We start from the raw sequence: 26,529 nt of genomic DNA, 5'->3' as shown, positions 1-26,529 counted from the left end.
TTTCTCTCCGCTGTAAAATGTTCTGAACCGATTCATTCTACAGAAAAAAGACTAATAAATACATAAGGAAATCAGATGACACCGGCAATTGATTTACTAAAGAAAAATAAAATTCCTTTTACTCTCCATACCTATGATCATGACCCTAACAATACGCATTTTGGCGATGAAGCCGCTGAAAAACTTGGGCTTGATCCGCACCAATCCTTTAAAACACTTTTAGTCGCTGAAAATGGTGATCAGAAAAAATTAGCGTGTTTTGTACTTTCCACGGCAAATATGTTGAGTTTAAAGAAAGCGGCAAAATCCATTGGTGTCAAAAAAGTGGAAATGGCCGATAAAGATGCGGCACAAAAAAGCACGGGATATTTAGTCGGTGGCATTAGTCCATTAGGTCAAAAGAAACGTGTAAAAACAGTGATAAATTCGACCGCACTTGAGTTTGATACGATTTTTGTTTCAGGTGGTAAACGCGGATTAAGCGTCGAATTGGCCCCACAAGATTTAGCTAAATTACTGAATGCCGAATTTGTCGATATCATTGACGAAGAATAGGAAAAGAAAAGCCCGAGTAAATCGGGCTATCTTTTTTATGATGTTGTGTTTATTTAAATTAGAAACTTGATGTATCTTGGAATAAGCCAACTTTTAAATCAGTTGCAGTGTAGATAACACGACCATCTACTTCCACTTCACCATCAGCCATTCCCATCACTAATTTGCGATTAATTACGCGTTTCATATTGATGCGATAAACCACTTTTTTCGCGCTTGGTAAGATTTGTCCGGTAAATTTCACTTCACCAACGCCTAATGCACGGCCTTTACCTTTACCGCCTACCCAGCCAAGGAAGAAACCGACCAATTGCCACATCGCATCTAAGCCTAAGCAGCCTGGCATGACTGGGTCACCAATGAAGTGACAACCAAAAAACGGTAAATCTGGATGAATATCTAATTCTGCTTCAATATACCCTTTACCAAACGCACCACCGTCTTCGGTCATTTTTACAATACGATCCATCATCAACATCGTTGGTGCTGGAAGTTGCGGGCCTTCTTTACCAAATAATTCACCACGCCCAGAAGCTAATAAATCTTCATAGGTATAGCTGCTTTTAATATTTGGTGTACAGGTGTTTTCCATTTTTTATTTCCTTGTATACATAGTTTTACTTGGTTACAACCAATAAGTAAGGATTTTATGGGGATTTATAAGAAATGTAAACAGCGAACACTTGTTAGCTCAACTTGTCGGATCAGTCAGTGAAATTAAGATAAAAGAAAAGCGAACACAAGGCTCGCTTTTAAGAAAATTAAGATTTAAAGAAATCTAACCAGCTTTTTTTCGGCGTTTCCGAGCGGAAAGCAATTCGATTTTGAATTAAACGCGCAATAGGCTCTTTGCCCTTCGCATATTCTTCTTTCTCTTCCAATAAATCGCGGTCAAATAGGATTTTGGCTGTTTGATAAATATCTTCGACTTGATAGATAAAGAACTGCTCATTTTTCACCGCCTCAACCACTTCATCAGATAAACTTAATTGCTGAATTGTTGTTGCAGGAATAATCACCCCTTGTTTACCCGTCAAACCACGACGTTGGCAAATAGTGAAAAAGCCTTCAATTTTATCATTCACACCACCTACCGCATGCACCAAACCAAATTGGTCAATGGTACCGGTAATGGCAATATTTTGTGGCAACGGCAAATCAGATAACGCACTGACCAATACGGAGAAAATAGCTAAAGACGCACTGTCACCATCAATTTCACCATAAGACTGCTCAAATACTAAAGAAGCAGAAAATGGTAACTGTGATGGCAACTCTAAGATACTTGCCAAGCACGCTTCAGAAATCATCATGCCTTTTCCGTGGAGGTTGCCCGCTAATTCATTTTTACGCTCCACATCCACAACTTCACCATCACCAAACTGCACTAAGCAACTGATACGAGAAGGTTCACCGAAACAAACGGGGGTACCAGGATATTCAATCACAGACAAGCCATTAATCTGCCCAACAATTTCGCCGTTGGTTTCCACATAAATTTGCTCATTGAGAATATCCGCATAAGTACGTTCACGTAAAAAACCGTGCTGTTCGTTCTTTTGTTTAAAAGCTTGTTCAAAATCAACCGCACTTAAGGTTTGTTTTTGTGACAACGTCGCGGCATTAAGCAACATTTCTGTTATTTTTAACGGTGAAATGTTAATTAAAAAGCGATCTTCACTCTCACGCACCAATAACTGATAGAGTTTATTTAATGCGGTTAAATCTAAATCGAGCTCATATTTTGAGGCTAATGCCAACACATAATTAGCCCAATTTTCTTGTGCTTTAGGTTGTGCAACAGAATAATAACTTTCAATTTCAGCATAATCAGCCAAGCTGTAAAGATCTTCTTCTAACTCACCTAAGGTCGCAATTTCAGTGCGATTGCCTAAAATCACCACTTTTAAATTAAGTGGATAACTTGGAATATCACAAGGCAAGGTTTTAAATGGATGGGCTGAATACCAATCAAAAGTTTGCGTTTGTAAAATATGTTTTAAGCGTTGCCATAAATCAAATTGGCTTAGCATCGTTGCTGCACTTAAAATCAAAACGCCCCCATTGGCTTGATGCACTAAACCTGGTGTAAGCAAAATATCTTGCGAACTTGGGTGAACTCGCACACTACCAAAAAGACTAAATTGATCGGCATGTAATGCCTTCAGTACATCACCTTGTGCAGCAAAATTATCAGCGAGAGATTGGGCAGGCTCAGTATAAATACGAGGGAAAGAAAAAGAATCTCCCTGCTCAACTACATAATTCACCCCAAAAACTGACCGCTCTTTTGGCTGTTCTTGGCGAATAAGTTCCGCTAATAAATCTGCATATTCTGCTTGATCATCGGCTTTTAAAACCAATAGAGAGCGACGAGGCTGTTTTAAAAATAAAGAAATCGCTTTTGTGGCATGTTTTTGTAATGACCAAAAATCAGCCTTTTCAGCTGAAAGTTCAGTAATCGATAATTCTGGTTGTAAGGCTCGCCAATTTAAGGCTTGTTCCGAAGATGTTGAAGTCACGACATATCTCGCTTTAATTAAATTGGCGGTATTATCGCACACTTCATCCTAAGTGAAAATCCGTTATAAAAATCTACTGGAAAATTTTGTTTAAAGCGCGTATATTTATGAGGTTACCACGTCACTAAAAAGCATAATAAAACGATGAAATATCAGAAATTAGAAAACCAAGAAGCAAACTGGAAATGGATTTATCTCATTCGCAAATATCGCGAAGGGGAAAAAATTACCCGTTATGAAGAAAAAAGCTTAGAAGAAAGCAAAGTTCAAGAATTAATAGAATGTCAGAATTATCCTGAAAAAATAGAGGAATGGATTAAAAATCACCTTTCTCTTGATTTACCTATTAAACTTGACCAGGCTATTCGTGCAAGACGTAAACGCTTTTTTAATGCTGAAAAACAATCAACGAAGAAAAAATCTATTGATTTAGAATATGGTGTTTGGCTTCGTTTATCTAAATATTCACGCAAAATGAAAATGACACTTTCTGAAACTATCACTTATATGATTGATGAACGTGAAAGCAAAGCATTATATGAAAGCCAAATGACGGCAATGAAAGCCGGTTTAAAAAATTTGCTCAATAAATAAGATGAAAAAAAGCCAAAGTCGAAACCTTGGCTTTTGATTATGCTAAATAGAGAAAATTTTGAAACGTTTTAGCGTTCCATCTATTCCACAATCGGAATAATTTTTGTAGCGTGAGATCCTTTGTCGCCGTGAATCACCTCAAACTGCACACGCTGCCCTGCTTTCAATGAACGGTAACCATCCATCTCAATCGCTGAATAATGTGCAAAGATGTCTGTATCCACGCCTTCTGCAGAAATAAACCCAAATCCTTTTGCGTTGTTAAACCATTTTACTACACCAATTTCCATAGTAGACCTCTATAGGCTTCGCCATTAATACCTAAAAACAATAAGACTCATGCCTTATCACCTAAATTGGAAATATATTCAAACATTTTATTTTTTTATGCAACAAGGAAACTTAAAAAATGATACATTGATCACAAAAATTTTATTTATTTACTCTCAGAAATCGATTTCTCATCTTTTTGATGAATTTCACGTAATGCTTTTGCCACAATTTGAATGGCTTCGCCGCTACTCATTCCTTGTGCCATTAATTCCTGAATTTGTTCTACGGCTTTTTGTTGTTGTTCATGGGTTAAATTAATGTCTAACATGATTTCTTCTCGTTAAATTGACCAATTAAATAATTCCATCACACGCTTCCATTGTTCATCTATACCAGCCTTAATTTCTATTTTGGTAAAATGAATAGGATGCTCAAAAATAAGTGTATCTGCGTGTAAAAATAAACGCTGACAGCCAGAATATTCTGTTAAAGCACGATTTTGATGTAAATCACCATATTGTGTATCACCTAAAATAGGGTGAAAGATATGCTTCATGTGACGTCGTAACTGGTGTTTTCTGCCCGTTTGAGGAACTAACCTCACCAATGAATATCTCGCGGTTTGATAACGCCCTACCGCATAAGACATTTCCACAATTTTTAAGCCTTCATAATCCGTCACCGCCTCTTGAGGCGCTTTATCTTCTTGCGCAAATTTATCCGCAATCTTATCTAATTGGATTTTAAGGGGATAATCAATCCGTCCTTCCCCTTGCAAATACCCTCGCACAATCGCTAAATAAGATTTTTGCACCGTTTTCTGTTCAAATTGCTGACACATTAAATTTGCTATTTCACTATTTAAGGCAAATAGCAATACACCTGATGTAGGGCGATCTAATCGATGAATAGGAAAAACATGCTGCCCGATTTGATCGCGCAAGGTTTGCATCACAAATTGCGTTTCATGCGTATCAAGCCAACTACGATGCACCAACATGCCTGCTGGTTTATTGACGGCGACAATATATTCATCTTGGTATAAAATTTCTAACATTTATTGATTTTGTAATAAGTCTTCTAATTCACGTAACGGTGTTAATAATTCCACTAAAAAATCTTCTTCTGCTTCTTTAAATGCTTCCTCTAAATAAGGGGATACCGCAATTTGTGAAGGTAAATCTGCCCCGCTTTCAAGTAAGGCGAACATTCTTGGGATGAAAATCCATTGCAACCACTCTTCTGGCGACATGGTATCAATCGCAAAAGGCTCCTGGCTTAAAAAAGCGTCTTGTGCAGGAGGCGTGACTTGCCATAAATCAAGCTTTTGCATAGCAAACTGTAATTGTTGAAGGTGAAGTTTTGTTTGATTACGCATAATTTTTCCTATTTATAAATAAGCGGCGTATTCTACGAGCATCAAGTAACGCTGTAAAGTGCGGTCAGTTTTAACGGTGAATAATAGAAAAGTCAGGATAGTGTTTATTTTCAATATTATCCTCTAAAACTCGTTCAACATTTGCAGTTCTTGGGCCGACTTTTAACCAATTATAAAAATCCTGTAGTTGATCGTTATTGCCTTCGGCAACAATTTCCACGCTTCCATCAACACAATTTCTTACGGTGCCTTTAATGCCAATTCTCTCCGCTTCTTTCCAAGTAAAATAGCGAAATCCTACCCCTTGAACTCGGCCATATACCACAAATCGTTTTGCCATGATTTGCTCCTTTATTACAAAAACTTTTTAAAAATTAACCGCACTTTCCTATTCCCATTTTTTTAAATTTAGCATAGCATTACAACCATCTAATTTCATTCAAAAAATAAAAGGAGTAATTATGAAATTATGTAAGTTTGCTTTAGGGGTTGTTGCCCTTGCAGTCAGCGCGAGCAGCTTAGCCGGCATGGTCACAGCCTCATCAAATCTTGAGTTTCTTGCTATCAACGGCCAAAAAGCCAGCAAATCCCTTCTAAAAGAAAAAAAATCATTCAACGCTGAAGCAAACCAAACACAACAAGTTGTTGTTCGTTTAGGCGAAATCGTAGGCTCAGGCTCTAGCCAAGCGCTTTTTGAATCTAACCCAATTATTGTGACTTTCCAAAGCCCTGCTAATGATGTTGTGGTATCTGCAGAAAAAATTCGCTCCAAAGAAGAGGGTGAAAAATTCAATGCCCAACCACAAATTACTGTTAAAACGAAATCAGGTAATGTGATTGATGCTAAAATCGATACTTTAAAACAAGAAGGTTTATTCCCAGCGGCTAATATTGTTAACGATTTAGCTGAATATAATGCTTCAAATGCGCCAGCGGCGGTTTCAGCTTTAGCTGCACCTGCAGTTGGAATGATGCCTGCAGCGTCAGGAAAAGCTGCGAAAGGCAAAGTGGTTGTACAAGGTGAAAATGTTGCTGAACAACAGTTACAATACTGGTTCCAACAAGCCGATAAAGAAACCCAAACTCGTTTCTTAAACTGGGCGAAAAAACAAAAATAAGTGTTTTTAACCATACATTAGAAAAAAGAAGTGAGCCTTCCTCTCACTTCTTTTCTATTTAATATTTAACGACGAAATATTCGAGAATACAAATATGAATCAATGGCTTAATGCAAAAGTAATCGCTTCAATACCTATTTTTATTGCAGTGAATATCGCCGCATTTGGTGTTTGGTTATTTGATATTTCTACGCAATCCATGCCGTTAATTTTGGGCATTATTGCAGGTGGTTTAGTGGATTTAGATAATCGTTTGACTGGACGATTAAAAAATATTTTTTACACATTAATTGCCTTTGCCATTTCAACCTTTATCGTTCAGCTTAATATTGGTCAACCCATCCAATATGTATTGTTGATGACCATCATCACCTTTTTATTTACGATGGTTGGCGCCGTAGGTGAACGTTATCGCACCATTGCATTCGGTACGCTGGTGGTAGCCATTTATACCACCCTCACTTATACACCAGATAATTCTGCAAGTTGGTTTATTAATCCTGTAATGATTTTATTAGGCACTTTGCTCTACAGTATTGTGACCATCATCGTCTATCTCTTTTTCCCAAACCGTCCTGTCCAAGAAAGTGTCGCGAAAGCTTTTTGTGCATTAGGTAATTATTTAGATGCCAAATCAGAATTTTTTGCTCCTGATGAAATTGATGAAATCGAGAAAAAACACCTCAATTTCGCGATGAAAAATACCAATGTGGTGGATGCCTTTAACCAAGCTAGAACAGCACTTTTCTATCGTATTCGTGGACAACATCGACATGCTCGCACACAACGTATGATTCGCTATTATTTTGCAGCGCAAGACATTCATGAGCGTGCAAATTCCACACATTTTGATTATCAACAAATTGCTGAACAACTCAAAAATACAGATTTAATTTTTCGCATTCAGCGCTTGCTCGAACTGCAAGCACAAGCCTGTCATGATATTACGGCTTGTCTCCGTCAAAATACGCCTTATCACTATAATATTCGCGTAGAAAAAGCCTTGGTGGGCACTATTCAATCTCTTGAGCTTTATAGCAAAGAACATACCAATCAAAACAATGTTTTACTTGCCCTTCAAACACTTATCGATAACCTACAAAGCATTAACTGGCAGTTACGTCAGCTTGAGCAAGAAACCACTGAAAATGAGCAAACTGCACAAATCCATACCGAACAAATTACGGGATTAAAAAATATTCTTTCAGTTATCAGAAGTAATTTTACCTTTGAGTCACCACTTTTCCGTCATGCCGTGCGTTTGTCTATCGTGGTGTTTTTGTGTTGTGCTATTGTTGAATTCTTCCAATTTAATTTGGGTTACTGGATTTTGCTTACAGCGGTCTTTGTTTGTCAACCAAACTATTCCGCAACCAAAGTGCGGTTACGTCAGCGTATTATTGGGACGATTTTAGGGGTAATTATTGGCTCCTTATTGCCCTATCTCAACCCCACATTAGAGATGAAACTGGGTTTAATGGTGGTCACCAGTACGCTGTTTTTCTTCTTCCGCAGTAATAATTACAGTTTCTCAACGTTCTTTATTACCTTACAGGTATTGATCAGTTTCGATGTGATGGGATTTGACACACAATCGGCGCTCTTCCCTCGCCTCATTGATACAGTCTTAGGTTCAGCCATTGCATGGTTTGCGGTTTCTTATTTATGGCCGGATTGGAAATATCTGCAACTCGATAAAGTGAGTCGCCGAGCGATGCAAAGTGATGCGCAGTATTTCTTACACATTATTAGCCAACTGCAATTTGGTAAAAGCGATAATTTAAAATACCGTATTGCACGCCGTAACGCTCATCAATATGCGGCAGCATTAAGCACAACGCTTTCCAATATGAATAATGAGCCGAAGAAATATCAGGCCTATTTGCAGGAAGGTTTTGACTTGTTAAAAATGAATTATTCCCTATTAAGCTATATTTCTGCTTTAGGGGCATATCGCAATAAAATGGCGCAATTACAACAAACTACCGAGTTTTTGTCAGACTTTTATCCTATTGCGAAAAAGGTTTTATATACACTGGAAAATATCGAAAAACTTCGTCCTGAAATTTTTGAAAAGCTCCAAAATAGTATTGAACAAAGCCTTAAAAAAATTCAGTGGGATGAAACCCAAGCCAAAAACAATGCGGTCTTTGCTTTGCCATACCAGCAACTTAATTTGATTTCTCAATTGCTACCTCAGCTATATCGCTATTTCCAACATAGCCAGGTAGAACCAATGAACAAATAAAAAACAAAGGAAAAACTGACCGCACTACCCCGAATTTTTTATTGTTCTCAAGGCGATAAACAGGGATAATACCTCACTTATATAAAATAAATTTAGACGCAATGACACATTATATTCTACTCGTTATCAGTACTGCATTAATCAATAACTTCGTTTTGGTCAAATTCTTAGGACTTTGTCCATTTATGGGCGTATCCAAAAAGATTGAAACGGCGATTGGTATGGGGCTTGCTACGACATTCGTATTAACTGTAGCATCACTGTGTTCTTATTTAGTCGATAATTATATTTTAATGCCGCTAAACGCCACATTTTTGCGCACGTTAGTCTTCATTTTAGTGATTGCCGTTGTGGTTCAATTTACTGAAATGGTGATCAATAAAACGAGTCCATCACTTTATCGCTTATTAGGGATTTTCTTGCCACTGATTACCACAAACTGTGCAGTTCTCGGTGTGGCATTATTAAATGTCAATTTGGCACACAATTTAACCGAGTCTGTCATTTATGGTTTTGGCGCCTCTTTAGGTTTTGCGCTGGTTTTAGTTTTATTTGCAGCATTGCGTGAACGCCTTGTTGCTGCAGATGTACCTATTACGTTTCGTGGCTCGTCTATCGCATTAATTACGGCCGGTTTGATGTCTCTCGCCTTTATGGGCTTCGCCGGATTAGTAAAATGATTTATCTCTTGATGTTTATTACTGTAACAGTGATTTTTCTCGGCTTATTTTGGAATAACACTAAAAAATAATGTTTATCTTAATTTCAGTAACCGTTCTCGCTTTAATTTTTGGTGCGATTTTAGGCGTTGCTTCGATTAAATTAAAAGTCGAAGCTGATCCTATCGTTGAAAAAATTGATGCCATCTTACCGCAAAGCCAATGTGGGCAATGCGGCTATCCTGGTTGCAAGCCTTATGCCGAAGCGATTGCCAATGGTGACGTTATCACAAAATGTGTGCCGGGTGGTCGACCAACGGTAGTAAAAATAGCCGAAATCATGGGCGTTGATGTACCCGCAATGGATGATGTGGCAGAACCAGAAGAAATGGTTGCCTTTATTGATGAAAATATGTGTATTGGCTGTACCAAATGTATTCAAGCCTGCCCTGTTGATGCGATTATCGGCACAAACAAAGCCATGCATACTATTATTCCTGATCTCTGTACTGGCTGTGAACTTTGTGTTGCACCTTGCCCAACAGATTGCATCTCCATGATTAAAGTGAAAAAAGATATTGATAATTGGAACTGGAAGTTTGATCCTAAATTAGTCATTCCAGTCGTAAATACCACAGAAATCGAGAAAAAATTAGTGGTTGGGGAGTAGGAATCACATGGCTGATGTATTAACAAGATTTAACTCCGGCAAAATTTGGGATTTTAAAGGCGGAATTCATCCTCCGGAAATGAAATCTCAATCAAACCAATCCCCTATTCAGCAATCAAAACTTGCTCATGATTTTTATGTGCCGATTAAACAACATGCTGGCACTGCAGGAAATATATTAGTTAAAGAAGGCGATTATGTCCTTAAAGGCCAGCCTTTAACACAAGGCGATGGCTTAAGAACCTTGCCTGTTCATGCGCCAACTTCTGGTACTGTAAAATTTATCGGAAAACATGTTGCGCCTCATCCTTCTGGTTTAACCGAAGACATGATTCATATTCAAGCGGATGGTTTGGATAAATGGCGTGAGCAATTTCCACTTGAAGAATTTTTTACACAACCGGTAGAGCAACTTATTGATCGTATTTACCAAGCTGGCATTGCCGGCTTAGGTGGTGCGGTATTCCCGACTGCAGCCAAAATCCAATCGGCTGAAAAGAAAGTTAAACTCTTAATTATTAACGGTGCAGAATGTGAACCCTATATTACCTGTGATGACCGCTTAATGCGTGATTACACCGATGAAATGATCGAAGGGATTCGCATCTTACGTTATATCTTACGCCCTGAAAAAGTGGTGATTGCGGTTGAAGACAATAAACCTGAAGCGATTCAGGCTATTCAACAATCACTACAGGGTGCAAATGACATTGAATTGCGCGTTATTCCGACTAAATATCCATCAGGTGCAGCCAAACAACTGATTTATTTACTTACCGGTATAGAAGTGCCAAGCGGTGGACGCTCTTACGATATTGGCGTATTAATGCATAATGTCGGCACGGCTTTTGCGATAAAAAGAGCGGTCATTAATGACGAACCGTTAATTGAGCGTGTCGTCACGCTGACTGGTGATAAAATTTCCGAGAAAGGCAACTACTGGGTTCGCTTAGGTACACCAGTTGACCACTTATTGGCACAAGTTGGCTATCAATATGACGAACGCTTCCCTGTTTTTGCAGGTGGGCCAATGATGGGCTTGCAACTTTCAGATCTCAATGCCCCCGTCACCAAATTAAGTAACTGTCTATTGGCACCTGATCATTTTGAATATGGTGAACCCGAACCGGAACAATCTTGTATCCGCTGCTCTGCTTGTTCTGATGCTTGCCCAGTCAATTTAATGCCACAGCAACTTTATTGGTATGCTCGCAGTGAAGATCATCAAAAATCTGAAGAATACAGCTTAAAAGATTGTATTGAATGTGGTGTGTGTGCTTATGTTTGTCCAAGCCATATTCCACTTATCCAATATTTCCGTCAGGAAAAAGCCAAAATTTGGGAAATTAAAGAAAAAGCAAAAAAAGCTGAAGAGGCTAAAATCCGTTTTGAAGCCAAACAAGCTCGTATGGAGCGTGAAGAACAAGAGCGTAAAGCACGTTCACAACGTGCGGCAGAAGCTCGCCGTGAAGAGCTTGCAAAACAAAAAGGTGAAGACCCGGTTAAAGCGGCGTTAGAACGCTTGAAAGCAAAACAAGCGGGTTCAGCAGCAAATAAAGAAACAAAAACTATTGTATCTGAGAAAGGTGAAATCTTACCGGATAACCATGAGCTCATGGAGCAACGTAAAGCCCGTCGCCTAGCTAAACAACAAGCACAAGCAGATACAGGCACTGTGACAGAAGCAACAACGTCACAAACTGACGAAAAAGAGGCGAAGAAAGCAGCTGTTGCTGCAGCTCTAGCAAGAGCAAAAGCAAAAAAAGCAGCTGCTCAAGGTGAAACTGCTACAACAAATGCAACTGAAAGCGCAGTCGAAAAAACAGATGAAAATCCAACCGCACTTGATACGAAAAAAGCTGCAGTAGCTGCGGCCATTGCGAGAGCCAAAGCGAAGAAAGCTGCCGCTCAAAATGAAGCAGTTACAACAAATGAAATTGAAAGTGCGGTCAAAAAAACAGATGAAAATCCAACCATATTTGATCCGAAAAAAGCGGCTGTAGCTGCAGCCATTGCAAGAGCCAAAGCGAAGAAAGCTGCTGCTCAAAGTGAAGCAGTTACAACAAATGAAACAGAAAGTGCGGTCGAAAAAACGGATGAAAACCCAACCGCACTTGATCCGAAAAAAGCGGCAGTAGCTGCGGCCATTGCGAGAGCTAAGGCTAAGAAAGTTGCCGCTCAAAGTGAAGCAGTTACAATAAATGAAACTGAAATTGCGGTCGAAAAAACAGATGAAAACTCAACCGCGCTTGATCCGAAAAAAGCCGCGGTAGCTGCAGCCATTGCGAGAGCTAAAGCTAAGAAAGTTGCCGCTCAAAGTGAAGCAGTTACAATAAATGAAACTGAAAGTGCGGTCGAAAAAACAGATGAAAACTCAACCGCGCTTGATCCGAAAAAAGCCGCTATCGCAACAGCCATAGCAAGAGCTAAAGCAAAAAAAGCGGCGGCTGAAGCTGCCAAAGAAATAGAATAACGCAGGAAAAGATTATGTTTAAGAAAATGGTGAGTTCGCCTCATACCCATTCAGGCAAATTAACCGCCCGTATTATGTTATGGGTGATTGCAGCCATGTTGCCTGCTCTGCTCACACAAATTTATTATTTTGGAATGGGTGTTTTGGTGCAATCCGCTTTGGCTATTTCTTTCGCATTATTGCTTGAGTTTATTGTGACCAAATTGCGCAATAAGCCAAATCTTGTCTATATTTCAGATTTTAGTGTGGTGCTTACTGCCTTAATTTTAGCGATGGCGATTCCGCCTTATGCACCTTATTGGGTAATTTTAATTGGTACGCTTTCTGCTGTTATTCTAGGTAAACATGTTTATGGTGGTTTAGGACAAAACCCATTTAATCCGGCTATGGTGGGGTATGTGGTGCTATTGATTTCTTTCCCACTACCAATGACTAGTTGGATGCCACCGATTTCATTATTAAATGAACCCCCAACATTTGCAGATTCGCTTTCTTTAATTTTCACAGGCTTAACCACTGATGGTTTTAGCTTAAGCCAACTCGTCCATTCCATTGATGGAATTACACAAGCGACACCATTAGACAGCGCAAAAATCTTCTATAACTTACATCAAGGCGATGAAAGCGTATTCCATGATTTTGTAAAATTACCGATTTTATTACAAAACGGGACTGACTTCGCTGAAGGTTGGTGGCAGGTTAATCTGGCATTCATGCTTGGTGGGATTGTATTAATCTTAAAGAAAAAAATTCACTGGCAAATTCCCGTTTCAATGCTCGTGACCTTTGTAACCTTAGCAACAATCACTGCGATGTCAGGTCATCATCATTTAAGTATGATTAGCCAACTCTTTAGCGGTGCCATGATGTTCGGCGCATTCTTTATTGCGACTGACCCTGTCACCGCTTCTATTACACCTCGTGGTAAGCTTGTATTTGGTGCATTAGTTGGACTATTGGTTTACCTCATTCGTTACTTTGGAAACTACCCTGACGGCGTGGCATTTGCGATTTTATTAAGTAATATTTGTGTGCCACTTATCGACTACTACACCCGTCCTCGCGTAGCTGGGCACTTTACAAAAGGGAGAAAATAATGGGTATTTTAAAAGTCACCTCCCGTTTTGGTCTTTTATTAGGTTTCATCGCATTGCTTTGTACAGCAGTTTCTGCGGGCATTTATATGCTAACAAAAGATAAAATTGATGAAGCCATGGCTGAACAACAAAAAGCGTTATTGCTTCAAGTCATCCCTCAAGCGTATTTCAATAATAACTTGCTTGAAAGCGTTGAAATACCTGAGCAAGATAAACTCAAAGGTATTCAAAAAGTCTATTTTGCGATCAAAGATCATGTGCTAACAGCCTATGCTTATGAAACGACAGCGCCAGATGGCTATTCGGGAAATATCCGTTTATTAGTAGGGATTACACCAAAAGGTGAAGTTTTAGGTGTGCGTGTGATTGAACACCATGAAACCCCAGGATTAGGCGATAAAATCGAACTTCGCATTTCTGACTGGATTTTAAGTTTTACAAACCAAGTTATCGTACCAGAAAGCCTAAAAGATTGGGCGGTCAAAAAAGATGGTGGTAAATTTGATCAATTTTCTGGCGCAACTATTACGCCGCGCGCGATTGTGAATCAAGTAAAACGCTCTGCTCTCGTGATGCTTGAAAATGAAGCATTACTCAACGAGATGGCAAAAAAATACGCGCAATAGGATATTTATTATGACTGATTTAACCGAAAAAACGACCGCACTTGATAAGCAAAGTGCGCTTGAAAATTCAGAAGAAATAACGCAAACGCCTTCTGTTTGGAAAGAAATCTTTATTCAGGGTGTGTGGAAAAACAACTCAACTCTCGTGCAATTATTAGGACTCTGTCCGCTCTTAGCTGTTTCGAGTACGGCAACAAATGCCTTAGGTTTAGGGCTTGCAACTATGTTGGTTTTAACTTGCACCAATACAATTGTTTCACTCTTTCGTAAGCAAATACCTCATGAAATCCGTATTCCGATTTATGTGATGATTATTGCGACTACCGTAACGGTGGTGCAATTATTAATGAATGCTTATACCTATACACTCTATCAAGCTCTCGGGATTTTTATTCCTTTAATCGTCACCAATTGTATTGTGATTGGCCGTGCAGAAGCCTTTGCCTCTAAAAATAGCGTAGCACATGCTGCCTGGGATGGTTTTTCAATGGGGTTAGGCATGGCATTAAGTATCACCGTATTAGGTGCATTACGTGAAATCTTAGGTCAAGGTACCCTTTTCGAAGGGATTGAAAACTTATTTGGTCAAGGTGCGAAATTCCTTACATTACATATTTATCACGCTGACAGTAGCTTTTTACTCTTTATTCTTCCGCCAGGTGCCTTTATTGGATTAGGCATCCTATTGGCGATTAAAAACCGAATTGATATGAAAAAATGAACCAAGCTAAACGAATTGAAATTCTCACTCGACTTAGGGAGCAAAACCCGCGTCCCACCACGGAATTAGAGTATAATTCGCCTTTCGAATTACTCATCGCCGTGATCTTATCGGCCCAAGCCACCGATAAAGGTGTCAATAAAGCGACGGCAAAATTATTCCCTGTAGCAAATACTCCACAAGCCATTTTAGATCTTGGCTTAGAGGGGTTAAAAGAATACATTAAAACCATCGGGCTTTATAACAGCAAAGCAGAAAATATTATTAAAACCTGCCGTGATTTAGTTGAGAAACACAACGGCGAAGTACCTGAAAGCCGTGAAGCCTTAGAAGCCCTTGCGGGTGTCGGTAGAAAAACAGCAAATGTGGTATTAAATACCGCTTTCGGCCACCCGACTATTGCAGTGGATACCCATATTTTTCGCGTATGCAACCGCACGAATTTTGCCCCTGGTAAAGATGTGGTAAAAGTAGAAGAAAAACTGCTCAAAGTTGTGCCTAAAGAATTTAAAGTAGATGTACACCACTGGCTTATTTTACACGGGCGCTATACTTGTACCGCACGAAAACCTCGCTGCGGTGCTTGCATTATTGAAGATCTCTGCGAATACAAAGAAAAAACAGAATATTAAACGAATAAAATCAAACGGAATATATTATGACAACAAACAATCAATCTCGCCAAACGTGGTCTAGTCGACTAACTTATGTGCTCACCGTAGCGGGTGCGACAGTTGGCTTTGGGGCAACATGGCGCTTTCCTTATTTAGTGGGTGAAAATGGCGGTGGTGCCTATGTACTCCTCTTTTGTATTGCGATGATTGTGATTGGTATCCCGATGATTTTAGTGGAAAACGTTATCGGACGCCGTTTGCGTGTGAATTCCATTGATGCTTTTGGCGATAAAATCCAAGATAAAGGTAAAAACATCTCCAAATATTGGAAGATTCTCGGCTACATGGGGCTTCTCGGCGCATTTGGTATCATGGCCTATTATATGGTGCTTGGTGGTTGGGTGATGTCTTATATCATCAGCCTAATTAATAACACCCTTGATATTTCTGCACCAATAACAAAAGAAGTAGCCAAAGATTTCTACGATTTACATATCAGCAACAGTCCATGGGAAATCATGCTTTATACCTTCCTGTTTGTGGCGGTGAATTACATCATTTTAGCGAAAGGTATCATTGGTGGGATTGAACGTTCCGTGAAATACTTAATGCCATTGCTCTTTATCTTCCTAATTGGCATGGTAATTCGTAACCTCACCTTACCTGGCGCAATGGAAGGTGTGACTTTCTACTTAAAGCCTGATTTCAGCAAAATCACACCTAAATTATTCATCTTCGTATTAGGGCAAGTATTCTTCGCTTTAAGCCTTGGTTTCGGTGTATTGATTACCCTCTCCAGCTATTTGAACAAGGAAGAAAACCTTATTCAAACAGCCGTTATTACGGGTTTTACTAACACCATTATCGCCGTGTTATGTGGTTTTATGATCTTCCCATCATTATTCACATTCGGCATTGAACCTAACGCAGGGCCAACCTTGGTTTTCCAAAGTTTACCAATTGTATTCTCACATTTATGGGCGGGTAAATTCTTTGCTATCGTGTTCTTCGGTTTATTGCTTATTGCAGCATTAACCACGTCAATTACGATTTACGAAGTCATCATCACCGCGTTACAAGAAAAACTCAGAATGCGCCGAGGCAAAGCAATTTTTGTTACCTTAATGGGGATTTTCTTATTAGGTAACGTGCCATCTATTCTAGGTGATAACCTTTGGAAAGATTTCACCATATTCGGTAAAAGCATTTTCGATGCCTTCGATTTTGTTAGCGGAAATATTCTCTTTATGCTGACCGCACTTGGCTGTGCCATTTTCGTTGGTTTCGTGTTAAAAGACGATGCAAAAAAAGAGCTCTCTCCAACACCAAATTCACGCTTCACCACAATTTGGTTTAACTATGTTAAATTTGTGGTTCCAGTGATTATTTTGGTGATTTTTATCAGTAATATTTAATAAAAAAACCGAGCTATTTAGCTCGGTTTCTTTTTATCTATCCTCTATTTTGCTTCAGCTTGAGTTTTTTTCTCTTCAAGTTCTTCCCAACGAAGAAAAGCCGTTTCAAGCTCCGCTTCAGTGTCCGATAATTCCTTAAGCTTAGCATCTGTTACATCATGGGCTTGTTGGAAAAAGTGAGGATCACCAATTTCAGCTTGAAGTGCAGTAATTTTCTCTTCCAATTCTTCCAACAATTGCGGTAGCTGTTCTAACTCACGTTGTTCTTTGTAAGAAAGTTTAACGGATTTTGGCTTTTGAGAAACAGCGTCATTTTTAACCGCACTTTCCTGTGCTTTTGGTGCTTCTTTTTTGGATTTTTGGGTCTCTTGCTCTGCTTTCATAGCAAAGTAATTAGCTTGTTGTCCTTTTGCATCAAAGAAACCGCCTACGTATTTATTCAATACGCCGTCACCTTCAAAGAAATAACACTCCGTTGCGACGTTATCAATAAACTGACGATCATGGCTGACAATCAATAAGGTGCCTTGATAATCCGTGAGAATTTCCTCTAATAATTCTAAGGTTTCTACATCCAAGTCATTGGTTGGTTCATCGAGAATCAATAGATTATTAGGTTTCAGTAATAATTTAGCCAATAACAAACGGTTACGTTCACCACCTGAAAGCGCTTTTACGGGTGTCATAGCTCGTTTGGGGGGAAATAAGAAATCCTGCAAATAGCCCAAGACATGACGTTTTATGCCATTGACTTCAATATCCTGCTTGCCATCGGCAACGTTATCCATCACCGTTTTTTCTGGATCGAGATCGGCACGATATTGGTCAAAATAAGCAATGTCTAATTTTGTACCACAATGAATGCTGCCACTCGTTGGCTTGATTTCACCTAATAAAAGTTTAATAAAGGTGGTTTTTCCGCAGCCATTTGGACCAACCAATGCAATTTTATCGCCACGTAAAATGGTCGTGCTGAAATCTTTGAGCAGCTGTTTGCCTTCAATCTCATAGCTCACATTTTCCATTTCAAATACGATTTTGCCAGAACGACTTGAGTTATCTAATTGTAACTTGGCGGCGCCCATCACTTCACGACGTTGGCGACGTTCTTCACGCATAGCTTTTAAAGCTCGCACACGGCCTTCATTACGCGTACGGCGCGCTTTAATCCCTTGACGAATCCAAACTTCTTCTTGCGCTAAACGCTTATCAAAAAGGTCATTTTGCAATGCTTCGACACGTAAGCTTTCCTCTTTAGCGGTGAGGTATAAATCATAGTTACCTGGATAAGACACTAATTTCCCGCGATCTAAATCCACAATACGGGTCGCCATTTTGCGGATAAAAGAACGATCGTGGGAAATAAATACAATACTTCCGGTAAATTCTAATAAGAAGTTTTCTAACCATTCGATTGCATCCACATCCAAGTGGTTGGTTGGTTCATCTAATAACAAGACATCGGGGTTACACACCAATGCACGAGCAAGAGCGGCTTTACGCAACCAACCACCCGATAAATCGGCTAATTTAGTATCAGGATTTAACTCGAGTTTTTGCAATACTTCATTGATTTTATTTTCAAACTGCCAGCCGTTGGCATGCTCTAATTTTGCTTGCACTTGTGCCAGTTGGTTAAGAGTTTGTTCACTATAATTTTGTGTCAACTCTTGCGAAATATGATGGTATTCCTTTAACAAGTCCGCTAAATGCTCAATGCCTTCTGCCACATAATCAAATACATTTCCTTCAGCATGGCGAGGCGGGTCTTGTTCTAAACGTGAAACCACTAAATCTTTTTCATACTGCACTTTGCCGTCATCCATGGTGACTTGCTGTGCAATAATTTTTAATAAAGTCGATTTACCTGCACCGTTGCGCCCCACTAAACACACGCGCTCATTGGGTTCAATATGAAGTTCAGCATGATCAAGTAAAGGATGATCACTAAAAGAAAGATAAGCGTTAGTTAAACTAATTAATGCCACAAAATTGTCCTATAAATTCAAAATATCAATAAAAATAACCGCACTTTAGAGCTGGTGATAAACCTTTAAGGCATAGGCATCTGACATGCCCGCGATATAATCACAAATAATACGTTTTTTACCCTGCTCCGGTGCATTTCTCCAACGATTAGCGGTATTCGTTGGCAATAAACGTTCTGGGTCAGACTCAAAAATCTGGAACATTTCTGTGAGAATACGTTGTCCTTTATATTCAATACGTTGCGTTTCCACATGGCGAATTACATATTTCCACACAAACTTTTTGAACACATTTAATGCCGCAATCACATCTTGTGGTAATTCTGCGTTATAACGTAACAAAGGTTCATCAAAATTGCCGGTGACTTTCCAACGCACATGGGTGATAAAGAAATTCACTAATGCCCCAATGGCATTTTTACGTTCAAAATGATGATTGGAGAACAATCGTTGGCTAACTTGCTCTATATTTTTTGCCAACCAATCTGAAGGAATTGTTTTAAGTTCAGCCAATGCTTCTTGCCACTGATGTTGATTTACTACACCAGTCACAATCGCATCTTCTAAATCATGTACCCCATACGCAATATCATCCGCCAATTCCATAATGCTGCAATCTAATGATTTAAATTGTGTTTTTAAAAACTCAGCAGGATTTGACCGCACTTTTTGAAATGAACCAAACAAAGTGCGGTCATTTTCAGAAAGGTTTTGCAACAACCAAGTAAACATTGTGACGTCATCACGGAATAACCCTTTTCCAGGCTTCCAATCGCTAATTTTGACATAACGCGGATCAGCGTTTTCAGTATGCGGCAACTGGGCATATTGCGGGGAAGATAAGTCTAAAATATTCGGATATTTCACCACACCTAAAATAGCACGACGCGTTAAATTCATCCCTGCTGTTTCAGTATAAGGCTCGAGTTTAGTAATAATACGAAATGTCTGCGCATTGCCTTCAAAGCCGCCATGATTACGCATCATATAATTGAGCGCCACTTCCCCACCATGACCAAACGGTGGATGACCAATATCATGTGCAAAGCACAAACTTTCAATTAAATCATTGCTTGGTAATAAAGGCTTGAGTTGTTTCTGTAATTCACTTTTTTCGATATGAAGCTGGTCTGAAATAGCAACATAACTTTCCGCAAATTTTAATTGGGAAACCAGGCTGCTACCGATTTGTGCCACTTCAAGGGAATGAGTTAAACGAGTACGATAAAAATCATTTTCACCCACCGCGTGAATCTGTGTTTTGGCTTGTAAACAACGGAAAGCAGCAGAATGTAAAATCCGCCCGCGATCACGACGAAATGGTGGTCGGTGATCTTTTTCGCGAGGCGGATCAGGAAGGAAACGTTCAGTCCAAAAATCAGCTAATTGGGTTCTCATAAAAATAAACGAATAACATGGAATACTAAGGGGGCTAAAATTGAGCTCATAATACCGCAAAGTACCAAAGAAATCGAACTATAACTCCCCGCTTTCGGATCAGCTTCCATACAGCTTACTGTGCCGAGTGCGTGAGAAACTGCACCAACAGATAACCCCACCGCTTCTTGTTGTTTGATACCGAGTTTTTTCAAGATGAGATAACCAAAAACCGAACCTTGCAAACCTGCAACAATCACGCCTACGGCTGTAACGGCTGGAATACCGCCTAAATGAGAAGACACTTCCATCGCAATTGGCGTGGTAATTGATTTGGGTAATACGGTCGCCACCATTTCAGGACTCGCTCCTAAAATAATTGCCAAAATAGCGCCAGTAAACATAGAAAGCAAAGAAGCTAATATCACCACAGAAAGAATGATTTTCCACTGTCTCGCGATTTGTTGAAGCTGCTCATACAATGGCAAGGCAAGCGCCACAATACTTAAACCAAGCAAATTATTAATTGGTGTATTCCCCGCCATGTAATCATCATAAGAAATATCCCCAATTTCTAAAATCAGCACGAGAATTGATACCGTTAGGACGAAGGTATTGAAAATCATAGATTTCCAACGTTTACTAATTTGCAATGCGAGCCAAAATCCGAAAATCGTTAAACCGGTATAAAGATAAATTGCATATTGCATAATGAAACCTTACTCTGCTTGAATATTACGTTTTTCTAATACTTTTTGACGTTTATGGGTAAAGGATTGTTTGTAAAACAAATAATTCCCAAGAAATGCGATAATGAAGAGCGTCAGAAAAGTACTAAGAATATTTGGAATAAGTAAAATTTTCCATTGAGCAACAAGTAAATCATAATATTTAATAATGCCTACACTCACCGGCACAAAAAGTACTGCCATGTAACGAATCAATAGACTAGAACCCAAATAAATCCATTCCAAGCGAATGATACGAGTGGTTAATCCGATAAAAAGTATCAATAATCCCCAGATGCTGCCAGGAATTCCAACGGGTACATAGTGCGAAATCAAATTGCCGAGTAGCAACATAATGTATAAAATCACGAGTGAGCGAACAAGTTGAACGCCTTTTTGGAGTAACATATTTCCTCTTTCAACTTATTTAACAATAATTCAAATTTATTTTACGCTTTTTTTGTTAGAATTACCCCCTCTTTTTAGTTAAATTTTGCGATATAGATCAAAGAAATTCAAAATGATTAAGAAATTCTTATTATTTTTAACCATAATTTTGACCGCACTTTGGGGTCAATTTTCAGTCTCTGCGGAACGCCAAATGGCGTGTTGGGTGGTGGGTGTCAGTGATGGCGATACTCTAACTTGTCTCTTACCCACTAAAAAACAATTCAAAGTACGATTACAAGAAATTGATGCCCCTGAGAAAGGTCAGGCATTTGGTAAGAAAGCCAAACAATATCTTTCACAGCTTGTTTTCAAACAAAATGTGACGTTGTCAGTTTCTGGTTATGATCGCTACCAACGTATTTTGGCAACGGTTTATCTACAAGAACAAAACATTAACTTAGAAATGGTGAAAAATGGTATGGCGTGGGTTTATCCGCAATATGCTAAAAATCCAATCTACTTTCAGGCACAAGATTTTGCCCAACAACAAAAAATCGGCTTATGGCGAGATCCCACCCCTATTGCCCCTTATGAATGGCGTAAACAGAAAAAAACACTCAAACACGGAGATAACCATGGCTTTTGATTATCAATCATTTAAAAATGAATTCCCTTATTTTAAATCGCCAAATGCCGTGATTTATTTGGATAATGCAGCGACGGCATTAAAACCTCAAGCACTCATTGATGCAACGACTACATTTTATCAATCGGCAGGCTCCGTACATCGTAGTCAGTACGAAGCGGCACAGACAGCACAATATGAAAATGCTCGTCACCTAGTTAAAACCTTAATTAATGCAGAAGATGAAAAAGCGGTAATTTGGACGTCTGGAACAACTCATAGCATTAATTTGGTTGCCAACGGTTTACTCCCCTCTTTACATGCGGGAGATGAAATCTTAATTAGCCAAGCAGACCATCATGCTAATTATGTTACTTGGCATGAAACAGCGAAAAAATGCGGAGCGAAAATTGAAGTGCTGCACATTTCGGATAATTGGTTAATTGATGAAAATGCCTTGATTGCAGCATTGAATGAAAAAACTAAGTTAGTAGCACTCAATTTTGTCTCCAACGTAACGGGAACGGAACAACATATCCAGCATTTAATTCAACTAATCCGCCAACATAGCAATGCGCTCGTTTTAGTAGATGCCGCTCAGGCTATTAGCCATATACAGATTGATTTACAGGCATTAGATGCGGATTTTATTGCCTTTTCTGCACACAAAATTTATGGACCAAACGGCATTGGTGTATTAAGCGGAAAATTAAGCTCGCTTTCCCTGCTACAACCACTTTTTTACGGTGGAAAAATGATTGACCGCGTATCCCATGAATGTATTACCTTTGCCGATTTACCTTATCGATTAGAAGCCGGTACACCAAATATTGCGGGCGTGATTGGCTTTGGTACAGTGCTAGATTGGCTCAAAAAATGGGATTTTCAGGCTGCCGAGGCGCATGCTATTGAGCTTGCCGAGCAAAGTAAAGTGCGGTTGAAAAACTATCCAAATTGTCGTTTATTCAATTCACCACAACCGAGTTCAGTAGTTTGTTTTGTTTTTGATGGGATTGCGGCATCCGATCTTGCTACGCTCCTGAGCGAACAAAAAATTGCGTTGCGAGTTGGCGAACATTGCGCCCAACCTTACTTAGCCCGTCTTGGTGAGCGTACTACATTAAGACTTTCTTTTGCGCCTTACAATAGCCCGCAAGATGTGGATGCTTTTTTTGCGGCATTAGATAAATCCTTAGAGTTATTAGCATGCTAGAAAACATTAAACAGGCAAAAAATTGGGAAGATCGTTACCGTTTCATTATTCAAGCCGGTAAGCATCTTCCTCAACCCTCTCCAGATGAATTAGCTCAAATGCAATCGATTCAAGGCTGCGAAGCAGGGCTTTGGTTTAAGACCATTCCACAAAATGACGGCACGTTTCAATTTCAAGCTTACAGCGAAGCGCGCATTATGAATGGTTTGTTATGGTTGTTGTTACAAAACATCAATGGACAAACCAATAATCAACTACAACAATTTAATATTCGTCAATTTTTTGATGAGTTCGGTATTGCCTCTCGCTTAAGTGAAACTCGCTTGAATGGTTTAAAACAAATCGAAGAAATATTGCACAATCTGTAATTATGTATCTGATCGAACCCTTTTTTAAATTAGGCGCCTTAGAAAATGATATCGGCCAACAAAGCCGTTTGCTCAATGCAGTCATCGACCAATGGCGTTATAACGGACAAATTATCGGCCGTGAAATCCCGCTTTATTTAACAGAAGAAGAGGGAGAACAAGGTTTTGCGATGCGCGTCATTTGCCCTGAGCAAGATAGCCTTTTACCCGAGAATAATAACCAAACTGTGAATCTGGCGATGGAAAATGCTGAAAAGTGCGGTCTACATTTTCAAGGTTTCCAAATTATTGCCGATGATTTAAATGCAGACAGCACCGCAGAATGTAGCCAACCAGCATGGCAGATTCTCTATACTACACATTTGCAATCTAGCTCCCCCTTGCATAGTGGAGATGATTTTTCTCCAATTCCGCTCTATAAACAGCTAAAAAATCAACCTCATTTAAGCCAAGATTTGATTAAATGGCAGGAAAATTGGCAGGCTTGCGATCAGCTGCAAATGAATGGTTCGGTTTTAGAAAAAGAATCGTTAAACGAAATCGCCGAGGTTAATAGCACGCTCAGCAAACATGGACGCTACCTTGCTACTGAAATTGAAAAAGAAAGCGGCATACCGACCTATTATTATTTATACCGTGTCGGAGGCCATTCTTTAAAATCGGAACAGCAACGCTGTTGCCCGCAATGTGGTGGAGATTGGGCATTAAACGCGCCGCTATTTGATGTGATTTACTTTAAATGCGACCAATGTCGATTAGTCTCGAATGTGTCGTGGAACTTTTTATAACGCTTTCGTCATTTAGGAAAACAAATGAATTATCAAGATAAAAGTCTTCAATCTTTAAAACTCGGTCAAGCAACAGAATATGCGGCGAATTATGACCGCACTTTGTTACAACCCGTGCCTCGTAAACTCAATCGTGATGGCTTAGGCATTACCGAACAACAGCCTTTTACTCAAGGCGCTGATATTTGGACAGCCTATGAAATTTCTTGGTTAAATCCAAAAGGTTTGCCGCAAGTCGCCATTGCTGATGTGGAAATTGATTATCGCAGTGAAAATTTAATTGAATCAAAAAGCTTTAAACTCTATTTAAACAGCTTTAACCAAAGTCAATTTGCTGATTTTGCTAGCGTAGAGCGCACGATGCGAGAAGATCTCAGTGCTTGCGCTCAAGGCGAAGTCAAAGTACGTTTACATCCATTATCCCACTATCAAGGACAAAGTATTGATACTTTCACGGGCGATTGCATTGATGATCAGGATATCGAAATCCACAGCTACGAATTTAATGCAAACATTTTGCAAAATTGTACGTCCGATAATGTGGCGGAAGAAATCTTAGTAAGCCATTTATTGAAATCTAACTGTCTGATCACCAGTCAGCCCGATTGGGGAACCGTGCAAATTCATTATGTAGGTAAACAAATCGATCGCGAAAAACTTCTCCGCTACATTGTGTCTTTCCGTCAACATAATGAGTTTCACGAGCAATGTGTCGAGCGTATTTTCTGTGACTTGATGCATTACGCTAAACCAGAAAAACTCACCGTCTATGCGCGTTATACGCGTCGTGGTGGATTGGATATTAATCCATTCCGTTCTAACTTTGAGGAAATTCCGCAAAATTTACGCTTGGCAAGACAATAAATCACAAAACAAAAGTGCGGTGAAAATCAACCGCACTTTGGGCTTTATACGTGACGCAAATCGTGAGCTTGTTGTAATAACTGACGACTTTCCTGCAAGAATTGATCGGAATACTCGCCAAACCATTCCCTCACCTGATGGAAAGCATCAATAAACCCTTGGCGATCGCTTTTTTCAAAAAATTGTAACGCTTCTTCATACGTTTGCTTCAAGCTTTCAATCACGTCTAAATTTTCTGGCTTATCCATAATAATATCGGCATAAAGTGCCGCATCCTGGGCAAATAGACGACCAATCATGGCTAATTCCAAACAATAAATCGGGGAAGATAATGCCAATAAATTGCTTAAATTGACTGGTTGTTTGGAAAGATGCAGACCATTCGCGAAGGTAGAAAAGTGACGTAATGCTTGAATGTATGTCATATTGTGGTCATGCTCTGCAGCATCAATTTGATAAATTTTTGCACCCCATATTTGAATTTGCTCTAACAACCATTCATAACGCTCACTAAAGCGCCCATCACAACGCACAACCACTTGTTTTGCCATGCTAGCAATATCGGGACCAAACATTGGATGCAGCCCAACCACTGCCCCTTTATGCACGTCTAACATTTTAGCTAATGGAACACGTTTCACAGAGGTGAGATCTGCCAGTAGCATATTTTCCGTTAAATAGGGTTTTAAACGTTCTATTGTTTCTAATGTGTGATCAATCGGCACTGAGACAATAACAACATCCGCATTCGTTAAAATGCGTTCTGCTACATCCCAATCATCTCGGTCTAAAATAGAAATAGGATAACCGGAAGCACGCAAATAACGGGCAAATAACTGCCCCATTTTTCCGTAACCACCGACAATAACAATTTTATTAATGGCTGGATTCAGGGTTTTAAAACCAAATTGATTTTCATTGGAATAAGATTCACGCATAAAGCGACGTAGCACATCTTCAATAAGCTGTGGAGAGATTCCTACTTTAGCCGCTTCTTCTCGGCGTGCTTGTAACATGGCTAATTCACGATCTGGTGAATAAATCGGTAAACCTTTTTCGTGCTTTACTTCGCCTACTTGGCTTACTAATTCGAGACGTTTAGCAAAAAGTTGAATCAGTTCACGATCGAGCGCATTAATTTCCTGACGTAAATGGTTAAGGGCATCCATAATTCACCTGTAATATCTTATTTACATGATTGCAATTAAAAGGTTACAGGTGAGAT

Annotated in this window: 29 protein-coding genes; 17 read left to right on the top strand and 12 right to left on the bottom strand. The window is 39.4% G+C overall.

Features of this window, described 5'->3' with window-relative positions; all coding sequences use genetic code 11:
* The first annotated feature begins 75 nt into the window (after window positions 1-75).
* Window positions 76-555 carry a Cys-tRNA(Pro) deacylase gene (ybaK, locus tag ACXVWB_RS01155; protein WP_005696054.1) on the top strand — a complete coding sequence of 160 codons (480 nt, stop codon included), beginning with the start codon at window positions 76-78 and terminating at the stop codon, window positions 553-555.
* A gap of 58 nt (window positions 556-613) precedes the next feature.
* Here the strand turns inward: ybaK and fabA are convergent, their stop codons facing one another.
* Complete coding sequence (gene fabA / locus ACXVWB_RS01150; protein WP_014065350.1) at window positions 614-1,147, bottom strand: bifunctional 3-hydroxydecanoyl-ACP dehydratase/trans-2-decenoyl-ACP isomerase; 534 nt, start codon at window positions 1,145-1,147, stop codon at window positions 614-616.
* Between the two features lie 169 nt (window positions 1,148-1,316).
* Window positions 1,317-3,119, bottom strand: coding sequence for a Lon protease family protein (locus tag ACXVWB_RS01145; protein ID WP_289901752.1), 1,803 nt, complete (start codon window positions 3,117-3,119; stop codon window positions 1,317-1,319).
* A 102-nt stretch (window positions 3,120-3,221) separates the two neighbouring features.
* Between ACXVWB_RS01145 and matP the strand changes: the two genes are divergently transcribed.
* Window positions 3,222-3,671 carry a macrodomain Ter protein MatP gene (gene matP, locus ACXVWB_RS01140; protein ID WP_126471477.1) on the top strand — a complete coding sequence of 150 codons (450 nt, stop codon included), beginning with the start codon at window positions 3,222-3,224 and terminating at the stop codon, window positions 3,669-3,671.
* 80 nt (window positions 3,672-3,751) lie between these two features.
* Here matP and cspD read toward each other — a convergent pair whose 3' ends face one another.
* From cspD to ACXVWB_RS01115, 5 genes are all read right to left on the bottom strand, one after another.
* On the bottom strand, window positions 3,752-3,961 hold the full coding sequence (cspD, locus tag ACXVWB_RS01135; protein ID WP_049358078.1) for a cold shock domain-containing protein CspD: 210 nt from the start codon (window positions 3,959-3,961) through the stop codon (window positions 3,752-3,754).
* 146 nt (window positions 3,962-4,107) lie between these two features.
* The gene (locus tag ACXVWB_RS01130; RefSeq protein ID WP_128787298.1) at window positions 4,108-4,272 is read right to left on the bottom strand and encodes a YoaH family protein; all 165 of its coding nucleotides are present in this window, start codon (window positions 4,270-4,272) and stop codon (window positions 4,108-4,110) included.
* Window positions 4,273-4,284: 12 nt separating this feature from the next.
* Entirely contained in the window at window positions 4,285-5,001 is a 717-nt protein-coding gene (gene truC / locus ACXVWB_RS01125) for a tRNA pseudouridine(65) synthase TruC (protein ID WP_289901751.1), read from the bottom strand.
* On the bottom strand, window positions 5,002-5,322 hold the full coding sequence (locus ACXVWB_RS01120) for a YqcC family protein (protein WP_289901750.1): 321 nt from the start codon (window positions 5,320-5,322) through the stop codon (window positions 5,002-5,004). It lies immediately after the preceding gene.
* Window positions 5,323-5,392: 70 nt separating this feature from the next.
* Window positions 5,393-5,662: an acylphosphatase gene (locus ACXVWB_RS01115; protein ID WP_289901749.1), complete on the bottom strand. Its 270-nt coding sequence runs from the start codon at window positions 5,660-5,662 to the stop codon at window positions 5,393-5,395.
* Window positions 5,663-5,783: 121 nt separating this feature from the next.
* Between ACXVWB_RS01115 and ACXVWB_RS01110 the strand changes: the two genes are divergently transcribed.
* The 10 genes from ACXVWB_RS01110 to ACXVWB_RS01065 all read left to right on the top strand — a co-directional run bounded on the left by ACXVWB_RS01110 (window position 5,784) and on the right by ACXVWB_RS01065 (window position 16,963).
* Window positions 5,784-6,440, top strand: a complete 657-nt coding sequence (locus ACXVWB_RS01110; protein WP_128787293.1) for a curli polymerization inhibitor CsgI-related protein — start codon at window positions 5,784-5,786, stop codon at window positions 6,438-6,440.
* Window positions 6,441-6,534: 94 nt separating this feature from the next.
* Window positions 6,535-8,688, top strand: a complete 2,154-nt coding sequence (yccS, locus tag ACXVWB_RS01105) for a YccS family putative transporter (protein ID WP_289901748.1) — start codon at window positions 6,535-6,537, stop codon at window positions 8,686-8,688.
* 101 nt (window positions 8,689-8,789) lie between these two features.
* Entirely contained in the window at window positions 8,790-9,368 is a 579-nt protein-coding gene (rsxA, locus tag ACXVWB_RS01100; protein WP_049363585.1) for an electron transport complex subunit RsxA, read from the top strand.
* 70 nt (window positions 9,369-9,438) lie between these two features.
* The gene (gene rsxB, locus ACXVWB_RS01095) at window positions 9,439-10,017 is read left to right on the top strand and encodes an electron transport complex subunit RsxB (protein ID WP_369866522.1); all 579 of its coding nucleotides are present in this window, start codon (window positions 9,439-9,441) and stop codon (window positions 10,015-10,017) included.
* Between the two features lie 7 nt (window positions 10,018-10,024).
* Window positions 10,025-12,490, top strand: a complete 2,466-nt coding sequence (rsxC, locus tag ACXVWB_RS01090; protein WP_289901747.1) for an electron transport complex subunit RsxC — start codon at window positions 10,025-10,027, stop codon at window positions 12,488-12,490.
* Window positions 12,491-12,504: 14 nt separating this feature from the next.
* On the top strand, window positions 12,505-13,587 hold the full coding sequence (gene rsxD, locus ACXVWB_RS01085) for an electron transport complex subunit RsxD (RefSeq protein WP_289901746.1): 1,083 nt from the start codon (window positions 12,505-12,507) through the stop codon (window positions 13,585-13,587).
* On the top strand, window positions 13,587-14,213 hold the full coding sequence (gene rsxG / locus ACXVWB_RS01080; RefSeq protein ID WP_289901745.1) for an electron transport complex subunit RsxG: 627 nt from the start codon (window positions 13,587-13,589) through the stop codon (window positions 14,211-14,213). The genes rsxD and rsxG overlap by 1 nt, the downstream gene beginning before the upstream one ends.
* Before the next feature lie 10 nt (window positions 14,214-14,223).
* Complete coding sequence (locus ACXVWB_RS01075; RefSeq protein WP_289901744.1) at window positions 14,224-14,934, top strand: electron transport complex subunit E; 711 nt, start codon at window positions 14,224-14,226, stop codon at window positions 14,932-14,934.
* Window positions 14,931-15,566: an endonuclease III gene (gene nth / locus ACXVWB_RS01070; protein WP_289901743.1), complete on the top strand. Its 636-nt coding sequence runs from the start codon at window positions 14,931-14,933 to the stop codon at window positions 15,564-15,566. Before ACXVWB_RS01075 ends, nth begins: the two co-directional genes overlap by 4 nt.
* A gap of 26 nt (window positions 15,567-15,592) precedes the next feature.
* The gene (locus tag ACXVWB_RS01065; RefSeq protein WP_049374534.1) at window positions 15,593-16,963 is read left to right on the top strand and encodes a sodium-dependent transporter; all 1,371 of its coding nucleotides are present in this window, start codon (window positions 15,593-15,595) and stop codon (window positions 16,961-16,963) included.
* A gap of 44 nt (window positions 16,964-17,007) precedes the next feature.
* Here ACXVWB_RS01065 and ACXVWB_RS01060 read toward each other — a convergent pair whose 3' ends face one another.
* The 4 genes from ACXVWB_RS01060 to ACXVWB_RS01045 are packed head-to-tail and all read right to left on the bottom strand — an operon-like array spanning window position 17,008 to window position 21,464.
* On the bottom strand, window positions 17,008-18,951 hold the full coding sequence (locus ACXVWB_RS01060; RefSeq protein ID WP_289901742.1) for an ABC transporter ATP-binding protein: 1,944 nt from the start codon (window positions 18,949-18,951) through the stop codon (window positions 17,008-17,010).
* A 45-nt stretch (window positions 18,952-18,996) separates the two neighbouring features.
* Complete coding sequence (locus ACXVWB_RS01055) at window positions 18,997-20,349, bottom strand: anti-phage deoxyguanosine triphosphatase (RefSeq protein WP_289901741.1); 1,353 nt, start codon at window positions 20,347-20,349, stop codon at window positions 18,997-18,999.
* Complete coding sequence (locus ACXVWB_RS01050) at window positions 20,346-21,041, bottom strand: CidB/LrgB family autolysis modulator (RefSeq protein ID WP_289901791.1); 696 nt, start codon at window positions 21,039-21,041, stop codon at window positions 20,346-20,348. Before ACXVWB_RS01050 ends, ACXVWB_RS01055 begins: the two co-directional genes overlap by 4 nt.
* A gap of 6 nt (window positions 21,042-21,047) precedes the next feature.
* On the bottom strand, window positions 21,048-21,464 hold the full coding sequence (locus ACXVWB_RS01045) for a CidA/LrgA family protein (protein WP_289901740.1): 417 nt from the start codon (window positions 21,462-21,464) through the stop codon (window positions 21,048-21,050).
* Between the two features lie 112 nt (window positions 21,465-21,576).
* Here ACXVWB_RS01045 and ACXVWB_RS01040 point away from each other — a divergent pair, with 112 nt between their 5' ends.
* The 5 genes from ACXVWB_RS01040 to queF are packed head-to-tail and all read left to right on the top strand — an operon-like array spanning window position 21,577 to window position 25,304.
* Window positions 21,577-22,092, top strand: a complete 516-nt coding sequence (locus tag ACXVWB_RS01040) for a thermonuclease family protein (RefSeq protein ID WP_289901739.1) — start codon at window positions 21,577-21,579, stop codon at window positions 22,090-22,092.
* A complete protein-coding gene (locus tag ACXVWB_RS01035) occupies window positions 22,082-23,284 on the top strand; it encodes a cysteine desulfurase (protein ID WP_289901738.1) in 1,203 nt (400 codons plus the stop codon). The genes ACXVWB_RS01040 and ACXVWB_RS01035 overlap by 11 nt, the downstream gene beginning before the upstream one ends.
* Window positions 23,278-23,652 carry a SufE family protein gene (locus tag ACXVWB_RS01030; RefSeq protein ID WP_289901737.1) on the top strand — a complete coding sequence of 125 codons (375 nt, stop codon included), beginning with the start codon at window positions 23,278-23,280 and terminating at the stop codon, window positions 23,650-23,652. The genes ACXVWB_RS01035 and ACXVWB_RS01030 overlap by 7 nt, the downstream gene beginning before the upstream one ends.
* 2 nt (window positions 23,653-23,654) lie before the next feature.
* On the top strand, window positions 23,655-24,440 hold the full coding sequence (locus ACXVWB_RS01025) for a Zn-ribbon-containing protein (protein WP_289901736.1): 786 nt from the start codon (window positions 23,655-23,657) through the stop codon (window positions 24,438-24,440).
* 24 nt (window positions 24,441-24,464) lie between these two features.
* Window positions 24,465-25,304 carry an NADPH-dependent 7-cyano-7-deazaguanine reductase QueF gene (gene queF, locus ACXVWB_RS01020; RefSeq protein WP_289901735.1) on the top strand — a complete coding sequence of 280 codons (840 nt, stop codon included), beginning with the start codon at window positions 24,465-24,467 and terminating at the stop codon, window positions 25,302-25,304.
* Between the two features lie 44 nt (window positions 25,305-25,348).
* Here queF and tyrA read toward each other — a convergent pair whose 3' ends face one another.
* Window positions 25,349-26,473 carry a bifunctional chorismate mutase/prephenate dehydrogenase gene (tyrA, locus tag ACXVWB_RS01015; protein WP_289901734.1) on the bottom strand — a complete coding sequence of 375 codons (1,125 nt, stop codon included), beginning with the start codon at window positions 26,471-26,473 and terminating at the stop codon, window positions 25,349-25,351.
* Window positions 26,474-26,529: the final 56 nt, after the last annotated feature.

The organism is Haemophilus sp. SZY H53 (genome assembly GCF_054332375.1).
The sequence above is the reverse complement of the archived record's forward strand: the minus strand, read 5'-3'. Positions and strand labels throughout refer to the sequence as shown.

Excerpts from the sequence above, each read along its gene's own strand:
- rsxA (WP_049363585.1), top strand. The coding sequence starts at position 8,790 with ATGACACATTATATTCTACTCGTTATCAGTACTGCATTAATCAATAAC.
- rsxC (WP_289901747.1), top strand. The coding sequence starts at position 10,025 with ATGGCTGATGTATTAACAAGATTTAACTCCGGCAAAATTTGGGATTTT.
- fabA (WP_014065350.1), bottom strand. The coding sequence starts at position 1,147 with ATGGAAAACACCTGTACACCAAATATTAAAAGCAGCTATACCTATGAA.
- rsxB (WP_369866522.1), top strand. The coding sequence starts at position 9,439 with ATGTTTATCTTAATTTCAGTAACCGTTCTCGCTTTAATTTTTGGTGCG.
- ACXVWB_RS01035 (WP_289901738.1), top strand. The coding sequence starts at position 22,082 with ATGGCTTTTGATTATCAATCATTTAAAAATGAATTCCCTTATTTTAAA.
- ACXVWB_RS01075 (WP_289901744.1), top strand. The coding sequence starts at position 14,224 with ATGACTGATTTAACCGAAAAAACGACCGCACTTGATAAGCAAAGTGCG.
- ACXVWB_RS01045 (WP_289901740.1), bottom strand. The coding sequence starts at position 21,464 with ATGTTACTCCAAAAAGGCGTTCAACTTGTTCGCTCACTCGTGATTTTA.
- ybaK (WP_005696054.1), top strand. The coding sequence starts at position 76 with ATGACACCGGCAATTGATTTACTAAAGAAAAATAAAATTCCTTTTACT.
- queF (WP_289901735.1), top strand. The coding sequence starts at position 24,465 with ATGAATTATCAAGATAAAAGTCTTCAATCTTTAAAACTCGGTCAAGCA.
- ACXVWB_RS01040 (WP_289901739.1), top strand. The coding sequence starts at position 21,577 with ATGATTAAGAAATTCTTATTATTTTTAACCATAATTTTGACCGCACTT.
- yccS (WP_289901748.1), top strand. The coding sequence starts at position 6,535 with ATGAATCAATGGCTTAATGCAAAAGTAATCGCTTCAATACCTATTTTT.
- ACXVWB_RS01110 (WP_128787293.1), top strand. The coding sequence starts at position 5,784 with ATGAAATTATGTAAGTTTGCTTTAGGGGTTGTTGCCCTTGCAGTCAGC.
- ACXVWB_RS01120 (WP_289901750.1), bottom strand. The coding sequence starts at position 5,322 with ATGCGTAATCAAACAAAACTTCACCTTCAACAATTACAGTTTGCTATG.
- ACXVWB_RS01065 (WP_049374534.1), top strand. The coding sequence starts at position 15,593 with ATGACAACAAACAATCAATCTCGCCAAACGTGGTCTAGTCGACTAACT.
- truC (WP_289901751.1), bottom strand. The coding sequence starts at position 5,001 with ATGTTAGAAATTTTATACCAAGATGAATATATTGTCGCCGTCAATAAA.
- rsxG (WP_289901745.1), top strand. The coding sequence starts at position 13,587 with ATGGGTATTTTAAAAGTCACCTCCCGTTTTGGTCTTTTATTAGGTTTC.
- cspD (WP_049358078.1), bottom strand. The coding sequence starts at position 3,961 with ATGGAAATTGGTGTAGTAAAATGGTTTAACAACGCAAAAGGATTTGGG.
- ACXVWB_RS01115 (WP_289901749.1), bottom strand. The coding sequence starts at position 5,662 with ATGGCAAAACGATTTGTGGTATATGGCCGAGTTCAAGGGGTAGGATTT.
- ACXVWB_RS01130 (WP_128787298.1), bottom strand. The coding sequence starts at position 4,272 with ATGTTAGACATTAATTTAACCCATGAACAACAACAAAAAGCCGTAGAA.
- matP (WP_126471477.1), top strand. The coding sequence starts at position 3,222 with ATGAAATATCAGAAATTAGAAAACCAAGAAGCAAACTGGAAATGGATT.
- ACXVWB_RS01025 (WP_289901736.1), top strand. The coding sequence starts at position 23,655 with ATGTATCTGATCGAACCCTTTTTTAAATTAGGCGCCTTAGAAAATGAT.
- nth (WP_289901743.1), top strand. The coding sequence starts at position 14,931 with ATGAACCAAGCTAAACGAATTGAAATTCTCACTCGACTTAGGGAGCAA.
- ACXVWB_RS01055 (WP_289901741.1), bottom strand. The coding sequence starts at position 20,349 with ATGAGAACCCAATTAGCTGATTTTTGGACTGAACGTTTCCTTCCTGAT.
- ACXVWB_RS01030 (WP_289901737.1), top strand. The coding sequence starts at position 23,278 with ATGCTAGAAAACATTAAACAGGCAAAAAATTGGGAAGATCGTTACCGT.
- tyrA (WP_289901734.1), bottom strand. The coding sequence starts at position 26,473 with ATGGATGCCCTTAACCATTTACGTCAGGAAATTAATGCGCTCGATCGT.
- rsxD (WP_289901746.1), top strand. The coding sequence starts at position 12,505 with ATGTTTAAGAAAATGGTGAGTTCGCCTCATACCCATTCAGGCAAATTA.